The 16958-nt window shown below is 61.6% G+C and carries 16 protein-coding genes; 3 read left to right on the top strand and 13 right to left on the bottom strand.

Annotated elements, in window-relative coordinates:
• Positions 1-2 precede the first annotated feature (2 nt).
• Positions 3-890, top strand: coding sequence for a hypothetical protein (locus BN5935_RS02705; RefSeq protein WP_064974737.1), 888 nt, complete (start codon positions 3-5; stop codon positions 888-890).
• 104 nt (positions 891-994) lie between these two features.
• Here BN5935_RS02705 and BN5935_RS02700 read toward each other — a convergent pair whose 3' ends face one another.
• Both BN5935_RS02700 and BN5935_RS02695 read right to left on the bottom strand, forming a co-directional pair.
• Positions 995-1648, bottom strand: a complete 654-nt coding sequence (locus BN5935_RS02700; RefSeq protein WP_064974736.1) for an acylneuraminate cytidylyltransferase family protein — start codon at positions 1646-1648, stop codon at positions 995-997.
• Positions 1649-1817: 169 nt separating this feature from the next.
• Positions 1818-2783 carry a long-chain-fatty-acid--protein ligase gene (locus tag BN5935_RS02695; RefSeq protein ID WP_064974735.1) on the bottom strand — a complete coding sequence of 322 codons (966 nt, stop codon included), beginning with the start codon at positions 2781-2783 and terminating at the stop codon, positions 1818-1820.
• A 474-nt stretch (positions 2784-3257) separates the two neighbouring features.
• Between BN5935_RS02695 and BN5935_RS02690 the strand changes: the two genes are divergently transcribed.
• On the top strand, positions 3258-3656 hold the full coding sequence (locus BN5935_RS02690) for a bactofilin family protein (protein ID WP_064974734.1): 399 nt from the start codon (positions 3258-3260) through the stop codon (positions 3654-3656).
• Positions 3657-3822: 166 nt separating this feature from the next.
• Here BN5935_RS02690 and infC read toward each other — a convergent pair whose 3' ends face one another.
• From infC to pdxA, 3 genes are all read right to left on the bottom strand, one after another.
• Positions 3823-4341: a translation initiation factor IF-3 gene (gene infC, locus BN5935_RS02685; RefSeq protein WP_064974733.1), complete on the bottom strand. Its 519-nt coding sequence runs from the start codon at positions 4339-4341 to the stop codon at positions 3823-3825.
• A gap of 258 nt (positions 4342-4599) precedes the next feature.
• Positions 4600-6552: a threonine--tRNA ligase gene (gene thrS / locus BN5935_RS02680; RefSeq protein WP_064974732.1), complete on the bottom strand. Its 1953-nt coding sequence runs from the start codon at positions 6550-6552 to the stop codon at positions 4600-4602.
• 87 nt (positions 6553-6639) lie between these two features.
• Positions 6640-7737: a 4-hydroxythreonine-4-phosphate dehydrogenase PdxA gene (gene pdxA / locus BN5935_RS02675; RefSeq protein WP_064974731.1), complete on the bottom strand. Its 1098-nt coding sequence runs from the start codon at positions 7735-7737 to the stop codon at positions 6640-6642.
• Positions 7738-8106: 369 nt separating this feature from the next.
• Between pdxA and BN5935_RS02670 the strand changes: the two genes are divergently transcribed.
• Entirely contained in the window at positions 8107-8451 is a 345-nt protein-coding gene (locus tag BN5935_RS02670; RefSeq protein ID WP_064974730.1) for a hypothetical protein, read from the top strand.
• Here the strand turns inward: BN5935_RS02670 and BN5935_RS02665 are convergent.
• From BN5935_RS02665 to BN5935_RS02630, 8 genes are all read right to left on the bottom strand, one after another.
• Positions 8402-9157 carry an RNA methyltransferase gene (locus tag BN5935_RS02665; protein ID WP_064974729.1) on the bottom strand — a complete coding sequence of 252 codons (756 nt, stop codon included), beginning with the start codon at positions 9155-9157 and terminating at the stop codon, positions 8402-8404. The genes BN5935_RS02670 and BN5935_RS02665 overlap by 50 nt on opposite strands.
• Entirely contained in the window at positions 9154-10077 is a 924-nt protein-coding gene (locus tag BN5935_RS02660) for a ribonuclease Z (protein WP_064974728.1), read from the bottom strand. The genes BN5935_RS02665 and BN5935_RS02660 overlap by 4 nt, the downstream gene beginning before the upstream one ends.
• A gap of 129 nt (positions 10078-10206) precedes the next feature.
• Positions 10207-11130 (bottom strand): thioredoxin-disulfide reductase, encoded by a 924-nt coding sequence (gene trxB, locus BN5935_RS02655; RefSeq protein ID WP_064974727.1) that lies wholly within the window; start codon positions 11128-11130, stop codon positions 10207-10209.
• A gap of 42 nt (positions 11131-11172) precedes the next feature.
• A complete protein-coding gene (locus BN5935_RS02650; RefSeq protein WP_064974726.1) occupies positions 11173-12180 on the bottom strand; it encodes a WG repeat-containing protein in 1008 nt (335 codons plus the stop codon).
• A gap of 2 nt (positions 12181-12182) precedes the next feature.
• A complete protein-coding gene (locus BN5935_RS02645; protein WP_064974725.1) occupies positions 12183-13040 on the bottom strand; it encodes a vWA domain-containing protein in 858 nt (285 codons plus the stop codon).
• A gap of 10 nt (positions 13041-13050) precedes the next feature.
• A complete protein-coding gene (locus tag BN5935_RS02640; protein WP_064974724.1) occupies positions 13051-14781 on the bottom strand; it encodes a DUF4954 family protein in 1731 nt (576 codons plus the stop codon).
• Between the two features lie 40 nt (positions 14782-14821).
• Complete coding sequence (locus tag BN5935_RS02635) at positions 14822-16000, bottom strand: WG repeat-containing protein (protein ID WP_064974723.1); 1179 nt, start codon at positions 15998-16000, stop codon at positions 14822-14824.
• A gap of 322 nt (positions 16001-16322) precedes the next feature.
• Positions 16323-16862 (bottom strand): FKBP-type peptidyl-prolyl cis-trans isomerase, encoded by a 540-nt coding sequence (locus tag BN5935_RS02630; protein WP_064974722.1) that lies wholly within the window; start codon positions 16860-16862, stop codon positions 16323-16325.
• Positions 16863-16958: the final 96 nt, after the last annotated feature.

The following is a 16958-nucleotide window of genomic DNA, read 5'->3' as shown; positions in this document are numbered from 1 at the left end:
CGATGACCGCATCCGAGAAGATACTCGCATTCCTCCGCAACTCGTTCGACACGGTGCTCTACTTCGTCGTGATGGCCGTGAAGGAGAATTTCCGCAATTACGTCGGCCGGGCCGGAACGGTCGGTGCGCCGAAGTCCTCGGCCGTGATCCTCGGCAACGGACCCTCGCTGGCCGAGGACCTGCCGCGGCTGATCGAACGCGGCGAGCACCGGACGAAGGATGTGATGGCGGTCAATTACTTTGCGCTGGACGAGCGTTTCGAGGCGGTGCGGCCCGCCTATTACGTCCTTTCCGACCCGATGTTCTTCCGCGACAGCGCCTGCCGCGACCGCGTGGCGGAACTCTACCGGGTGCTGAACGAAAAGGTGACGTGGCCGATGAACCTCTATGTGCAGTACTACAACCCCGAGCATTTCGACTACCGCGCCGCGCTGCCCAACCCCAATATCCGCATCGTCCGGTTCCATACGCAGGTCTACCGCGGATTCCGGAGCGTGGAGTTTTGGTTGTTTCGCCGCGGGCTGGGAAGCGCCAATTTCGGAACCGTGGTGCAGGTGTGCGAATACATCGCCCTGCTCTTGGGATATAAGACGCTGGAACTGTACGGGGTCGACCATACGCTGCTCGACGGGCTGTGTGTGGACGACGAGAACCGTCTTTGCCGCGCCGACGGGCACTATTACGACGATGCCCCGGCTACTCCGAAGCCCATTTTCCAGAAAGTTCCCCACCGTCCCTACACCATGTCGGTCTATCTGGCCGAGGTCGCCGAACTGTTCCGCGGCCACGAAGTGCTGCGCGACTATGCCCGCTCGCTCGGGGCGCGGATCATAAACCGTACGCGCGGTTCGATGATCGACTCCTACGAAAGAATTCCGCTGAAACGGTGATTTCTGCGTTACGCTTGCCCCTCGAATACTCATTTACGGCTGTAAACTGCGTTTTTCGGGGCTGCGCAAGCCTTGAAATCCCTCGTTTTATCGAAATTCCGGGATTATTTCGGAAAGTTCCTGCTGGCCGCGATGATCTCGGCCATGGTGAAATCCTCGGGGTAGTCGATATCCAGTCCTTCGATATGGTCGACGACGGCCATGTAAGGCTTGTCGCCGATGCGCCGGCCGCGGCCGCACCACAACTCCCGTGAAAAGATGAAGAAAGCGCTGGTTTCGACGTAGACCGGCTCGATGGTCTGCGTGCGGGGAATATTGTCGAGGCTGTAATTGAGCGGCTTGCCTTCGAACCACGCGAAAGTCTGGACCTTCTCGGCGCTGAATGCCGAGTCGTATTCGCCCGAGCGGACCTTTTCGAGCGCCCCGGCGACGGTCGCGGCGCGGATGAAGGGCGAGGTGGCGTGGGCGAGGATGTAGAGGTCGGCATCGACCGACGCCGTGAAACTGTCGTAAATCTCCCGCCCGAGCGTCGTGTCGCTGTCCAGCGACGGGTCGCGGCGCAGGAACCGCACTCCTTCGGGCAGCAGCGGGCGGATGCTTTCGTCGCTGCAGAAGACATAGACCTCGTCGATGCCCTCCACCGTGGTCAGGGTTTTCAGGATGTGGCACATCAACGGCGAACCGCTCAGTGAGCGGAGGTTTTTGCCTGCGACGCGCTGGCTGTTGAGCCGGATGGGAACGAATGCGACGGTTTTCATAATGTTCGATAATTTGTAAAACGGTCCGCAGCGGAACTTTGCCGCTTGCGGCATTCAAGTCCCCGCCCGGGGCGGGGATTTAGGGGTGGGGCGGATTTGCAAACACGGCGGAACGCCGTGGGAACGGCATTCGGAACTGCGATACATTCCTGATATTTCAACCGGGATTTCATTGTACCAGCAAGTTGCAGCCGCGAATGTCGGAGTGGTCGATGCGGCCTTCGACCAGAAACGATCCGTCGGCTTCGACGTGCCCCACGTCCTGCGTCTGGATAAAGGCGCAGGACCACCAGTTCCCGAGGTCGGTGATGTTCAGCCCGCCGCGTGCGCCGGCCGGAAGCCCGTCGAACGGATCGTTGACGTCGCGGGCCGTGACGCGCATCCACGGCGGACAGCGGAACCGGTTGCCGCCCTGCGAATAGGCCTGCGACGTAAGTTCGGCCATGCCGTATTCCGAGTGGATTTCCTGCACCCCGAAAGCGTCGCAGAGTATCTTGTGGAACTCCTCTTTCGGAATCTCCTCGCGGTAACCCTTCATGCCGCCGGTCTCCATCACCACCGTGCCGCAGAGTTTCGGGGCATAGCGCTCCGCGAGGTCCCACAGCGCGTAGCTCACGCCCAGCAGGATTTTCGGTTTTCCATCCCGGGCCATCGCCTCCAGCAGCGCCTCGTAGTCGTCGAGGTAGAAGCCGCCCGACCCGCAGTCGGCGATCAGGCGGTCGGCCATGTAGACCAGCGACGAACCCTTGCGGCGCAGGTAGTTGGGCAGCAGGGCGTAGAGGCTCCAATGTTCGGGGGCGCCGTAAAAGGTGCGGAACGCCGCGCGAAATGCCTGTTCGTAGAGTGCCAGCGACTGCATCGGATGGCGCGAGGACGTCATGCCCGTCGTTGCCGATGAGGTAAAGACCGCCTCGGGCGGCGTTTCACCGCAATAGATATCGTGTGTCTTGAACAGCTCGATGGGCAGGAACGGAATCTCTTCCGGAGAGCGAACCTGTTCCGGCTCCACGCCGATTCGCGTCAGGTACTCCCGGTAGGGGACGCATGCGGCGGCCTGACGGCGGAATACCTCCAATGCCGTCCGGGTGAAAGCCGCGTCGTTCGCGATACAGAATATGTCGTCGGGAGTGCTCATTGCCCGTAAAGATAGTGAAAAAATCAAATAGTTTTACTATCTTTGCTATTGCAACCTCAAAGGGGGCTGCTACATATTTGTTGCACGAAAGTGTAAGTTCTATCTTCTGCGAACGAAATCTGGTAAATTTTTTTCATGGTGAAGATAGGCATAGTTATTTCTACGTCACGGTCTGTGGCGTGGGATTGTGTCCTATTTAACCATAAAGGTTTACCAGAGCCTGTTCGCATAAGTGGGATTTCAGTTCCACGCTTTCTTTATATAATTGGCTCTGTCGGAACTGGGGAGCACGAAAATCCGAACTGCAAATGAAGCGATTTTTCAAGTTCTGCCGGAAACTGCTGGCTGCCGTTTCCGAGAGGTGCCTGAGGTGGAGTTCTTCCATCGTGAACGGGCCCGAGATTTACCGGGATGGCTGGGAACGTCCTGATCCGGATGAAGTCAGCTAACCTAATCATTTAAAATCAGGTATATATGAAACTTTTCTCAAAGGAGGAGAGCTACATCTCGAAGAAGGTGCAGCTCTACGGGAATGTCGAGTCCGAGTCCGACATTTCGATCGACGGCAGCGTCTATGGCAATGTCCGCTCGAAAAAACACGTCATGCTCGGGGCTACGGCCCGTTTCGAGGGGAACATCGAGAGCGATACCGTCATGGTGTGCGGCTATTTCAAGGGCACCATCGTCGCCAAACGCATGATCGAAGTCCGGACGCCGGCGACGATCGTGGGCGATCTGATCTCGGATTCGGTGCGCGTGGAGTCCGGCGTGGCTATTCAGGGCAAGGTCATGGCCAAGACCGTCGAGCAGGAATACCTGCCCGATGCCGAATCCGTGGCTGAGGAACCGATCCCGGTCACCGCCGAGGAGTAGCCGGGGCCGCATCCCGGGAAAAACAGCAATCCCCTGCCGGAACCTTTCGCGGGTTCTGGCAGGGGATTGTCCATGCTTGAGTTCGGCGCTTTTTTACGTCGCATACCTCGCCGTCGCTCGGCATATTCGCACTCCGTGAACAGCTTTTGCTGTCCTTGCGCTGGTGCTATTTCTTCACCTTGGGCGCGAGCATCATATTCATCTTCTTACCGTCGAGCTTGGGCATCATCTCCACTTTGGCGAACTCTTCGAGGTCCGTTGCAAAGCGCAGCAGCAGGATTTCGCCCTGCTCCTTGAAGACGATCGAACGACCGCGGAAGAAGACGTAGGCCTTGACCTTGGACCCCTCCTTGAGGAAGTTCTGCGCGTGCTTGAGCTTGAAGTTGTAGTCGTGGTCGTCGGTCTGGGGGCCGAAGCGGATCTCCTTCACGACGACTTTCGTCTGGTTGGCCTTCAGTTCCTTGGCCTTCTTCTTCTGCTGGTAGAGGAACTTCTGGTAATCGTCGATACGGCATACGGGCGGCTCGGCCTTGGGCGAGATCTCGATCAGGTCGAGTTCCAGCTCGTCGGCAAGCTTGAGCGCATCGCGGATTGGCAGAACCTGCGGCTGGCCGACGTTGTCACCGACCACACGCACTTCGGGAGCCGTGATCTCGTTATTGATCCGGTGGGGGTTCTCCTTGATGGGCGGACGGCGCCCGAAGCGGTTGCTGGCATTGGCTGCCGGTTTCGGTCTGTTATTCCCGGGGGTAAACGGCCTCGGCGGGAATGGTTTCGGTGCTGCGATAGTTGTATGTATTAAATGGTTAATTAAATTGTTGCTTTATTATCGGGCTTCCGTCGGCGGTGGCTTCGCGGCCAACGGCGGCGTTTATAATTCTGACCCGCCCCCAAACCCCCGCCTCGGCGGGGGCTTTATCGGAAAGCCCCTGTTTTTCTATTCTTATTTCTTCTCCAGTTTGTTGGCCTCGACCTCCTCTTTGACCAGTCCGGCTATGAAGTCGCGGAACGCCTCCATCGACATCTGGCCCTTGTCGCCCTCGCCCTGCGCGCGGACGGACACCAGACCTTCGGCCTCCTCCTTCTCGCCGACGATCAGCAGGTAGGGGATGCGCTTGAGCTCGTTGTCGCGGATCTTGCGGCCGATCTTTTCGTTGCGGTCGTCGACCTCGGCGCGGACGTCGTTGCGGTTGAGGAACTCCGAGACCTTCTGGGCGTAGTCGTTGAACTTCTCCGAGATGGGGAGCACCACGACCTGCTGGGGCGAGAGCCACAGCGGGAACTTGCCGGCCGTGTGCTCCAGCAGTACGGCCACGAAACGCTCCATCGAGCCGAACGGCGCGCGGTGGATCATGATCGGGCGGTGGAGACGGTCGTCGGCGCCTTTGTATGTGAGGTCGAAACGCTCCGGCAGGTTGTAGTCCACCTGGATCGTGCCCAACTGCCACTTGCGGCCGATGGCGTCCTTGACCATGAAGTCGAGTTTCGGACCGTAGAAGGCGGCTTCGCCCAGCTCGACCACCGTGTTGAGACCTTTCTCCTTGGCGGCCTGCATGATGGCCGATTCGGCCTTCTCCCAGTTCTCGTCCGAACCGATGTATTTTTCCTTGTTGTTCGGATCACGCAGCGAAATCTGTGCCGTGTAGTTGTCGAACTTCAGCGTCTTGAAGATATAGAGCACGATGTCGATCACGCGTTCGAACTCTTCGAGAAGCTGATCCGGCCGCACGAACAAATGGGCGTCGTCCTGCGTGAATCCGCGCACGCGCGTCAGTCCGTGCAGCTCGCCCGACTGTTCGTAGCGGTAGACCGTTCCGAACTCGGCCAGACGCACCGGCAGTTCCTTGTACGAACGGGGCTTCGAACGGTAGATCTCGCAGTGGTGCGGGCAGTTCATCGGTTTGAGCAGGTACTCCTCGCCCTCGATCGGGGTGTGGATCGGCTGGAACGAGTCCTTGCCGTACTTGGCGTAGTGGCCCGAGGTGACATAAAGCTCCTTGTTGCCGATATGCGGGGTGATTACCTGCTGGTAACCGTATTCTTTCTGTACGTTGCGCAGGAACTGCTCCAGACGGTCGCGCAGGGCGGCGCCTTTGGGCAGCCACAACGGCAGGCCCTGACCCACGCGCTGCGAGAAGCAGAACAGCTCGAGGTCCTTGCCCAGCTTGCGGTGGTCGCGCTTCTTGGCCTCCTCCATCATCGCCAGATACTCGTCGAGCATCGACTTCTTGGGGAACGAGATGCCGTAGATACGCGTCAGCATCTTGTTCTTCTCGTTGCCGCGCCAGTAGGCTCCGGCCACGGACGTAAGTTTCAGGGCCTTGATATAGCCCGTATTGGGGATGTGCGGTCCGCGGCAGAGGTCCGTGAACGCACCGTTGCTATAGAAGGAGATGGTGCCGTCCTCGAGGTCCGAGATCAGCTCAACCTTGTACTGGTCGCCCTTCTCGGTGAAGGTCTTCAGGGCCTCGGCCTTGGGAACCTCGCGGCGGAGGAGCGCTTCCTTGTTGCGGGAGAGCTCCACCATCTTGTTTTCGATGGTCGGCAGGTCGGCCTCGGTGATGGGCACCGGCGAGTCGACGTCGTAGTAAAAACCGTTTTCGATGGCTGGACCGATGCCGAACTTGATGCCCGGATAGAGCGACTCGAGGGCCTCGGCCAGCAGGTGCGACGAGGTGTGCCAGAAAGCGTGTTTGCCCTCTTCGTCGTCCCATTTGTAGAATTTGACCGAAGCGTCGGCCTCGATCGGGCGCGTCATGTCTACCGTCGCGCCGTTTACCGAGGCCGCGAGCGAGTCAGCAGCTAAACGAGGGCTGATGCTCTCTGCGATCTGGTAAGCAGTCGTCCCTTCGGCATATTCTCTGACGGAGCCGTCGGGAAAAGTGATTTTGATCATTTGTTTGTATAAAATTAAGTTTTCGGGGCCTTCGGCGCTTCCACAATTACGAGACGGAATACGCTTCCGGGGTGCCCGGTGTTTCGTTTAATCCTCTTTTTCGGTTTGCGGCAGGTCGCGGACCGACACGTCGCGGCCGCCCCTTTCGCGCTCGGCGTGCTGCAGCGGGTTGCGCGTCCACTCGGCCCATGCGCGGCGGTGCTCCACGATGTCGATGGCCGTGTAAATCGCGTTGCGCATCGACTGCGGGTCGGCTTTGTCCTTCCCGGCGATGTCGAACGCCGTACCGTGGTCGGGCGAGGTGCGCACGGCCGAAAGTCCCGCCGTGAAGTTCACCCCGTCGGGCGAGAGCGTCTTGAACGGCGCCAGCCCCTGATCGTGGTACATGGCGAGGATGCCGTCGTATTTGGCGTATCCGCCGCCGGCGAAAAGCCCGTCGGCCGCAAAAGGCCCGAAGGCCAGCACGCCCTTGTCGAACGCCTCGACGATGGCCGGGCGGATGATCTCCTGCTCCTCGCGGCCCAGCAGTCCGCCGTCGCCGGCGTGGGGGTTGAGGGCCATGACGGCGATGCGCGGCTCGACGATCCCGAAGTCCTCGACGAGCGAACGGCGCAGCGTGTGCAGATCCTTGACGATCCGCTCCCGGGTGATGCTGCGGGCGATCTCCGAAACGGGGATGTGCTTGGTGACCAGACCCACGCGCAGCACGTCGCTGCACATGATCATCATCGACTCGCCCCCGAGTTCGGCGGCCATGTATTCGGTGTGTCCCGTGTAGCGGAAGTCGTCGGCCTGCACGGTCTCCTTGTCGAAGGGGGCCGTGACGATGGCGTCGAGATGCCCCTCCTTCAGGTCGCGCATGGCGGCGCGCAGCGCCTCCACGGCCGCACGGCCCGCATCGGCGGACGCTTTGCCCGGCGGCACGATCTCGGCCCCCTCGCCGCAGGCCGCGAGGTTGACCTTTCCGCGGCGGGCCTCGGCGGCCGAAGCCACGGGGTTGAACGGGATCGTCTCTGTTTCCGCAAGGGTATTTCGGTAATAGGCGGCGGCTTTGGGCGAACCGTAGACGACGGGGGTGAAAAGCTCCGTCATGCGCGGGTCGGCGAGTGCTTTGAGGATGACCTCCCAGCCGATGCCGTTCGTGTCGCCCTGCGTGATGCCTATTCTGAGTTTGTGTTCCGGCATAATCAATTTTGTTTCAACTTACAAAGTTATAAAATATTCAGAATACACAATGCCTGAAACCCGATTAAAATGATTTTTTACATCGCTTTACGTCCGCAGGTGCAATTTTTTATTATCTTTGTTGTAGCAGCCTGTGAGGACTGCCGATATTTTTTGGATAAAAGCGCATCGGCTTTTTTCTTACCGTCGAAAATTGGACACTTTCGGGTAACGTAAGGAATAAAGGTTGATGCTCTCGCTGTTTTTCAGCGTGGGCATTTGCCGCATTCTACGTTACGGGTCGTCCAATACCTCGACGGTGGATCAGCATCTCTGCCCGCGCTTTTTTCCGGTAACGAGTTGCGGAATATGAGAAAAAGTGAGCGGAAAATGTCGAAATGCAATGCTGAATTCGTCGAAATGATCTTTGGTCTGATGTTCGAAACGTTCTGGATGGCCCCCTATGACCCGCGGCGGAGCGATCCCGTGCTGGCCAGCTTCGAACGGCGGGCGCGCTGCGCTTCGGTGTTGCTGGGCAAAACCGATTTCGCCTCGGCGACCGAGGCGCAGTTATACGAGGCGAGAAAGGCGGTCGCCGAGCTGGAGGAGTCCGTGCAGCGGATAGGCGGAAGCGGATTGTTCCCGCGTGCGGACTGCGCCGAAGCGCTGGAGCGGGTCCGACGGATCAGGAATGTGCTGGCGGAGTACTGCGCCGCCGGAACTCCGAGCAGATGATTCCCGTCGCCATGGCGACGTTCAGCGATTCCGAACCCCGGCGGTCGGCCGGCCACGGCGGAATGAAGAGCTTGCGGGTGACCGTGCGCGCCACCGGCTGCGTGACGCCGCGGCCCTCGTTGCCCATCACGATGATGCCCTCCGGGGCGAGGTCCGCCCGGTAAATATTCTCCCCTTCCAGAAAAGTCCCGTAAATGGGGATTCCCTGCGCGGCCGCCGCCGCAAGGCATTCGGCAAGATCGGTGTAGTGGACCCTCACGCGGAGGATGGCCCCCATCGTGGCCTGCACGACCTTGGGGTTGAAACAGTCGGCCGAGCCCGGCGAGCAGACGATGTCCGTGATGCCGAACCAGTCGGCCAGCCGGATGATCGTCCCCAGATTGCCGGGGTTCTGCACGTCGTCCAGCGCCAGCGTCAGCCGCCCTTTCAGCGACTCCGTATCCAGTTCGTAACGGGGTATTTCGACCAGCGCCAGCGAGTTGCCGGCGGTCTTCAGCAGCGAGAGGCGCTCCATGTCGCGCGGGGCGACGGTCTCGACCTCCGGGCCTTTGAAAACCCCTTCCAGAGCAAACAGTTTGCGCACCCGCAGGTGCGAGGCGCGCAGTTCGCCGATGAGTTTCTCCCCCTCGGCGACGAAGAGTTGGTGTTCGGCGCGGCCGCGTTTATCGGCCAGCGCGCGGACGAGTTGTATTTCGGCTTTGGTCATCGTTCTTTTTCGATGCTGTAAGTGGTCCCTTCGGTGGCGGGGTAGCTCTCGGGGAAGATCGTGCGCGCCTCGTCGACCAGTTGCATTTCGTCCTTGTAACGCGACGAATAGTGCCCGATCACGAGTCGCCGGGCGCCCGCTTTCAGGGCCGCTTTCGCGGCGTCGGCCGTGGTCGAATGGCCCCGGTCCTTGGCCGCCCGCTGCTCCGCGGCGGCGTAGGTCGCCTCGTGGTACATCAGGTCGACCCCCTTGCAGAGCCCTGCGGCCTTGGCCGAGTAGTTCGTGTCCGAGAGATAGGCATACGAGCGCGGCGCATAGGGACGGTAGGTCAGTTCGGCATTGGGGATTGTTTCCCCGGATTCCAGCGTGACGTCCTCGCCCCGCTTGGCGGCGGTGATCTGCGCGATCGAGAGACCGTATTTGGTGATTTTGAACTTTTCGACGTTCAGCGGCGGCTCTTTCTCCCGGAACAGAAACCCGGCGCACGGCACGCGGTGGCGCAGCGGGACGCTCCATACCTCCAACGTGCGGTTCTCCAGCAGCAGGGTGTGCTTGGTGGTGTCGACCTCGGTCCACGACACCGTGTAGGGCAACTCCGTGTCGAAATATTTGAGGTGGCAGGCCAGTATCTCGCCGAAGGGCGCCGGGGCGAAGATCCGCAGCGGGGTCTTGCGGCCGTAGAGCGCCAGCGTCGAGATGAGCGGAAACAACCCGAAAACGTGGTCGCCGTGGAGGTGCGAGATGAACACGGCGCGGATTTTCAGCGGATTGACGCCGTAGCGGACCAGTTGTTGCTGCACACCCTCGCCCGCATCCACGAGATAATATTGTTCGTGGACGTTCACGACCTGTGCCGACGGATGGCGGCTCACGGTGGGCTTGGCGGAGGAAGAGCCTAATATGGTGACACTGAAACTCATGTCTTTTCGATTTTATGGGGCGCCTGCGTCACCTCGCTTGTTCGTCCCGAATGGGAAATACCTTTGTATATCCCATCCGTGCCGGACTGCGCGACGCACCGCATCCGCCTCCCTAAAATCAAAAACGTTTTATTTTAACAAAAACCGTTCGCAGTCCAGCGCGGCGATGCACCCCGATCCGGCGGCCGTGATGGCCTGACGATAGTGGGGGTCCTTGACGTCGCCGGCGGCGAAGACCCCTTCGACGTTGGTCTTCGACGCACCCGGCTCGACCTTGATGTACCCCTCGGCGTCGAGTTTCAACTGGTCGCGGAAAAGTTCCGTGTTGGGGTGGTGGCCGATGGCCAGAAAGAATCCCGCGATGTCGATCGTCACCTCCGTGCCGTCGTTCTTACGCAGCAGGGCTCCCGTGACGCCCGATTCGTCGCCCAGCACCTCGGCAGTGTTGTGCTCGAACAGCACCTCGATGTTGGGGGTGTTGAACACCCGCTGCTGCATCGCCTTCGAAGCGCGCAGGTAGGGCTTGCGGACGATCATGTAGACCTTCCGGCAGAGCGACGCCAGATAGGATGCCTCCTCGCAGGCCGTGTCGCCGCCGCCGACCACCGCCACGTCCTTCTTGCGGTAGAAGAATCCGTCGCAGGTGGCGCAGGCGCTGACGCCCTGACCGCGGAACTTGGTTTCGGAGGGAAGTCCGAGGTATTTGGCCGAAGCTCCCGTGGCGATGATGAGCGTCTCGGCCTTGATCTCCCGGGTGCCGTCCACGACCACATGGAACGGGCGCGACGAGAGGTCTACGCGCGTGACGGTCCCCGTGCGGATGTCGGCGCCGAAGCGCTCGGCCTGCTTGCGCATCTGGGCCATCAGGTCGGTGCCCGTGACACCGTCGGGGTGTCCCGGGAAATTCTCGACGTCGGTCGTCGTCGTGAGCTGTCCGCCCGGCTCGATCCCTTCGTACAGCACCGGATTGAGGTTGGCGCGGGAGGTATAGATGGCTGCGGTGTACCCTGCGGGGCCGCTGCCGATAATCAGTACTTTTACTGCTTCTTCCATATCGTTTGTTGTTTTTGCATGGTCTCTGAACAGCCGTCCGCCTTATCGTACGGCGGCCGGGACGGGTTCTGTTATTCTGTTTTCTTCATTATTCGTACCGAATTCCGTCAGCCGCTGTCCCAGATAGTCGAATTCGGCCCAGCGGCCGTTCTGCCGTACCCGGACGATGCTTTCGGTCGGAATGTAGTCCACGATTTCGTATTCGGGCGGGATGACGTAGTTTCCGTTCCGGTCGATCAGTCCCATGCCGCCGGGCGTCTCGACCTCGGCGCGTCCTTCGCGGAAGTCGCCCGCCCAGATGAAACGCGACGCGATGACGGGGTTGTTGTCCGTGTCCACGAACCCGAATCCGCCTTCGTCCTCGACGCAGACGAGCCCTTCGAACACATGGCTCGTCCAGCGGTGTCCGGTCAGACGGCGCTGCGGAGTGTAGTCGGCCGCCACGTCCGAGACCTGCATCGGGTCGCCCGCCTCGCGGACCTGCCGCCGCAGGGTTTCGAACGCCTCGGCGTCGCCGTCGGGGGTGCCGAAATTGGCGTCGTGGTAGCGCAGGGGGATGAACCGGCCGCCGCTCCAGCGCAGATTGCCCGCCCGGAGGTTGTTGTGCGAGAAGCCCAGTTCCCGCAGGGCGGACTGGAGTGCGTCGAGCCCTTCGAGCAGCCGTCCGGCGGGCTCCGTCAGCAGCGCTTCGGCGAAACTGCGGCCTGCGGGCAGGTGCTGGAGCACCAAGTCGCAGCTTTGCGGATGGTCCGTGGGGTCCACCCAGCAGAGTTCGCCCCGCAGAATGCGGTACTCCGTGAGCCACTCGGTGTTGAGGCGTCCCGCCTGCGATGCCGTCCGCTCGACGGCGGCCAACGCCGCGGGAGACAGCGGCAGCGAGAGCAGCCACCGCCGGCCGCGCCAGATGATCTCGGCCTCGGCGAAGCGCGTCGTGCGCATCAGCGGCGGAATGCCGCCCGCTTCCGTCACGGGACGGGCGTCGGTGAGCGTCGTGAACGAGATTTCGGGCGTCTGGAGCGCCTGTATGAAGGTATGCAGGGTCGGTGTCATGGTCATTCGGTTTTTACGCTGATGGAGCCGATGTTGAGCATCGTGATGAGCTGTTCGGCCGAGGCGTTGTAGCTCATGCCCCGGAACGGGGGCAGGGCTCCGGGGCCCTTGGCCTCGCGGATCGCCTCGTTGAACACCTCGGGCATGGGGCTCGAACAGTCGTAGAGCACCGCGGCATAGCGGTTGGGGTAGCCGGCCTCCTCTGCCGAGGGGAAAAAGACCGTTCGCGGAGTGTCGCCCGCGGCGATGTGGATGTTCACGAGCAGTACGTTGCCGTCGGCCGTGCGCAGCGACTTGATCTGCTCGGCCACGGCGCAGAGTTCGCTGTTGTCGCAGTCGGTGGCCTCGCCGTCGGTGATGTTGAAGACGATGGGCGGGAAACTCTCCGCATGGGCCGGGTCGGCACACCACGCCGCGGCGATGTCGCGCACGCGGCGCAGCGCTTCGCACATCGGGGTCTGCCCGGCGGCTTCGGGCTCCACCCACGCCGGGGTGGATATCTCGCGCAGGGCATTGCTGCCGTCGGGAAGCCTGTATTCCACGACTTCGGTCTTCAGCGGCGGCTCTTCGGCGGCCAGTTCCGCCACGGAGATCACCTCACGGCCGCCCGGCAGCAGGGAGTAGACCTCGTCGTCGCCCGAATAGCCCAGCACGGCGATGTCGTAGTAGTTGCGGACGCCGTCGCTGCGGCGCGCCCGTTCGATCAGTTCGAACAGCATGCCGTTGGTGATCGAGGCCACGGCGTCGGCCTTGGTCATCTGCCGTCCGCGGAAGCGGATCTTCTCGGCCATCGACCCCGAGCAGTCGATGGTGAAGATGAAAGCCGTGCGGCGGGTGCGTGTGATGCTCTGTATGTACATGTTTTTCAAATTATTTCAGTCCGCGCACCGTGTAGTAATCCTCGCGCCGGTCGTCGTCGTTGTCGCAGTCGAGGCCGTAGCTGACGGCCATGTCGAGCGAACAGTCGCGGTCGCGGTCGGCGTCGGTGGTGCGGCGCATCGCTTCGTGGGCGTTGCGGCCTGCGGCGACGGCGTCGTTCAGCTCCCCGGCCGTCGGCATGTGGCCCAGCATCGAGGCGTAGACCTGCAGGGCCCAGCTGTGGGCGTAGTCGTCGTAGTGGACGTCGAAGACCCGGAAGCGGTTGTCCACGGCCGCAGGCGTCGTGAGCTCGCCGCGGTCCACGGCGTCGAGGATCGCCACGACCTCGCGGCGTGTGATGTACTGTCCGGCCAAGTCGAGCCAGCGGCCGCTGCCGTCGTGGTGCGGGTCGAGGCCGCCTTTGCCGAGCATCGCCCCCAGCGCCGCCACGATGGCCTTGTTGTAGAGTTTCAGGCCGCGGCGCAGCGACGTGGCGCGGATGATGGCTTTGTTGTAGGTGTAAACCTGAGCGTCGGGGTCGCGCTCCTCGAGTTCGTGGAGGATGTTCACGGCTTCGACCATGGCGCCCGCGACATAGGGATTGTACTCTTCGAAGTTGATGACGTCGCGTTTTACGGAGCGGCGGTCGCGGGCCGGCCACTTCTCGATGTCGCGCACGGCGCCGAAACTGGTGAGGTTGGCGCCCGGCATCAGGTGGGTGTGCCCCTCCTTTTCGATCAGGTACGAGTAGGGGAACGCCGAGGTGTCGTGGTGGTAGGAGTGATGCCCCATGACCATCGTGAAGGCCCCTTCGAGGGCCGGCGACATGATGTAGGCGCTCGAAGCGAATTTGCAGCCCCTCAGGTGCACCGCCTGATGCACGGCGCCGCTCTTGAAGAGGTGGTTGCTCTGGTTCGAGCCGCTCCCGGCGTTGAAGAACGAGAACATCCCGGCGATGAGCAGCGACGATTTGTGGTGCGAGACGGTGTAGGGGCCCGCGAAGATCGAGGCGGCCTCGCCGTTCTCGCAGTGGGAGTTGGCGAAGAAGAGCGATTCGGCGGCCGTGAAACCCTTGTCCAGCCGGCAGCTTTCGCCGACGAAACAGCGCTCGACGATCGAGCCGTTGCCGATGACGGCGCATTCGGCCGCGATCGTGTCGTAGGCCTTGACGTCGACGCCGATGCGGACGCCGTCGCAGAGGGTGGCGTTCTCGATGATCGACGCGCCGTCGATCTCCACGTCGTTGCCGATGCGGACCTCGCGGATGAAGCGCGCACCGACGATGCGGCACCCGCGACCCACTTCGCCCATCTCCGAGGAGCGTTCTTCGGCATATTCGCCGACCATCTTTTCGAGCGCCGCAACGGTCTTCCGCCGGTGGCGGTAGACGGCCATTATATAAGCGATCTGCGCCGACATCGTGTCGAATATCTTCACCGTGCGGCCGCCGCATTCGTTCATCGTGGCGACGCCCGTGCCGTTGCCGAAGGCCGAGCGGCGGCGGCATTCGAGCGCCGTGACGCCCTCGACGAGCGACGCTTCGCCGATGCGGTAGTTGGCCACCCGCGAACGGATGATTCGGGCTCCCCGGGCGATCTCGACACATCCTTCCAGATGGCTCTGATGCAGTTGGAAGGGTTCGAAATCGGGAGCGACCAGCACTTTTGTCCAATCTTCGGCCGAATTGCCGAGGGCTTCGAGCGTGGTGACCTCCGCGGGGGTCAATTTCCGAAATGATATCATTATTCTGAGGAGTTTTGAATGCAAATATAGCGATTTGCATCTAAATAGCAAACTCGTTTTCCGCAACGGGGTACTCGTTTCCTGCCCGGTCGATCCCGATCCGGCGTCCGTTGCGCACGACCTGCGCCCGGCCATTGCGGAAGGGTTTTACGGCTTCGCAGCCCGGGAAACTCAGGCAGGTGCGGCCCGCGGTGTCGATGTAGTGCCACGTCGAGCCCAGCAGGACGGCGGCCAGCCCCTCGGTGAAGTCGAAGCCGCTGTCGTAGAGCGGCGGAACGACTGTTCGCTGCGGCGTGCGGTAGCCCCAGCGGCCGTTTTCGACGAACAGCTCCGGGGTGCTTCCGTCGGTCGTGGGTTCCTGTCCGCCGGTCTGCCGGACCGCTTCGCCGAGCAGTTCCGCAAGTCCGAAAAGCCGCAGGGAGGGGGCGCAGAGCAGTTGCGCCACGCGGTATTGCACGGCCTTGCCGCGGTGCTCGAACAGGGCGAGGACTTCGCGGTAAGCGGCATCGCCGGGGATTTTCCGGGGCGAGAACAGCAGTCCGTCGGCGTTGCCGTAACGGTCCCAGAGTGTCGGTTCTTCGGCCAGCGCATGCAGTGCCGTGGAGATAAGCGCCGCGGGGTAGTCGTCGAGCCGCTCGTTGAAATCCGCGGCCGTGCGGTCCGGATGCTGGTAGGCCGCCGTACCCAGTTCGGGGCTCGTCTCCCCGGCGAAGGCGGGCAGGAACGCGGCGTCGAAGTCGATCGGATGCAGTTTCCGGTCCCGGCCGACGATGATGTTCGCGGGTTTCAGGTCGCCGTGGGCGCAGTCGTCGGCGACCATCTCGGCGGCTAGGGTGTCGAACGATTCCGCAAGGTCCCGGAGCTTGGCCGTGTCGCGTGCCAGAGCCGCCCCGATGGCCGCTTCGTGCAGGGTCACGCCCTCGATCCAGTCGCCCAGAACGACGTCGACCCAGACGCCCGTTTCCGACGAGGTGTAGAGGTAAAGTTCTTTTTCGAGCAGTTTGTCGCCGTAAATCTCCCGCAGGTGGCGCATCGTGCGCAGGTAACAGCGCAGCGACCGGGTACGCCCGTCACGGCGGATGCGGAAGACGACGGCCGAATTGCCGACGCTGTAACGGGGGCGTCCCTGCCCGTCCCGGCACAATTCCACTTCGCCCAGCGTATGTGTCAGGCCGCGGGAGTCGGAGAGGGAGAGCAGGTATTGGCGAAGGGTAAACACGTTGCGCGGATCGGATTTTAGCGTCGTCCGGCCTGTCGGAGACGGCGCAAGTTACGAAAAAATCCGATAACAAAGCCGGACCCTCGGGCCCGGCTTTATTATCGGTGGTACTTGTTCGGTAGGGAGCAGTCACTTGGCTCGAAAACGTTCAGGCCTTCGATTGCGCCCTAAAACAGGCGTCTTACGTCCGGGAGCACAGACTCGGATCGAACGCGTTTGTTCTCTCGGTTGCCCCTAAATCAGGCGTCTTACGCTTGGGAGCACGGGAAAGCGTTCAGGTCTTCAATTGCACCCTAAAACAGGCGTCTTACGCCTGCGTCTGTTAGTGGCAGTTGCAGTGTCCGTCGTGGTCGTTGCAGCCCTCGCCGCATCCGTCCCCGCAGTCGCCGCACGAGCAGCCGCCCTGCAGGTCCTCGGGCGTCACGTCGCGCACCGATACCACGTCTACCTCGAAGTTGAGCGTCTTGCCCGCCATCGGGTGGTTGAAATCCATCTTCACGGTCTGCTCGCCGACCTCCTTGACGATGCCCATCATGCGGTTGCCTTGGGCGTCGCTCATCGGCACCTGACTGCCGACGAAGAGGATGTCCTCGGCCAGCTTGCCGTCTACCATGAATATATCTTTCGGCAGGTCGACGACAGCCTCGGCGATGACCTCGCCATAACCGTCCTTGGGCTCGAGGGTGAACGCGACCGATTCGCCGATCTCCTTGCCCAGAATGGCCTCCTCGAATTTGGGGAGCAGCATGCCCGTCCCGAAGATGAATTCGAGCGGCTGGCCCGGACGCGACTGGTCTGCGATCTGTCCGTCGACGGTGAGCTTGTAGTCTACGCCGACCATTTTGTTCTGTTCTACTTTCATGCTAACTAAATGTGTATTAAATTGTTGTATCTTATCTTGCTCTTGGCCGCCGTTCTCGCCGCCTGCGGCGTCGTTTGCAAATCTGACCCCACCCCA

It is taken from the genome of Alistipes provencensis, assembly GCF_900083545.1.
Classification (GTDB): Bacteria; Bacteroidota; Bacteroidia; order Bacteroidales; family Rikenellaceae; genus Alistipes; species Alistipes provencensis.
Note: the sequence above shows the minus strand (reverse complement) of the source record. Positions and strands in the feature narration are given on the sequence as shown.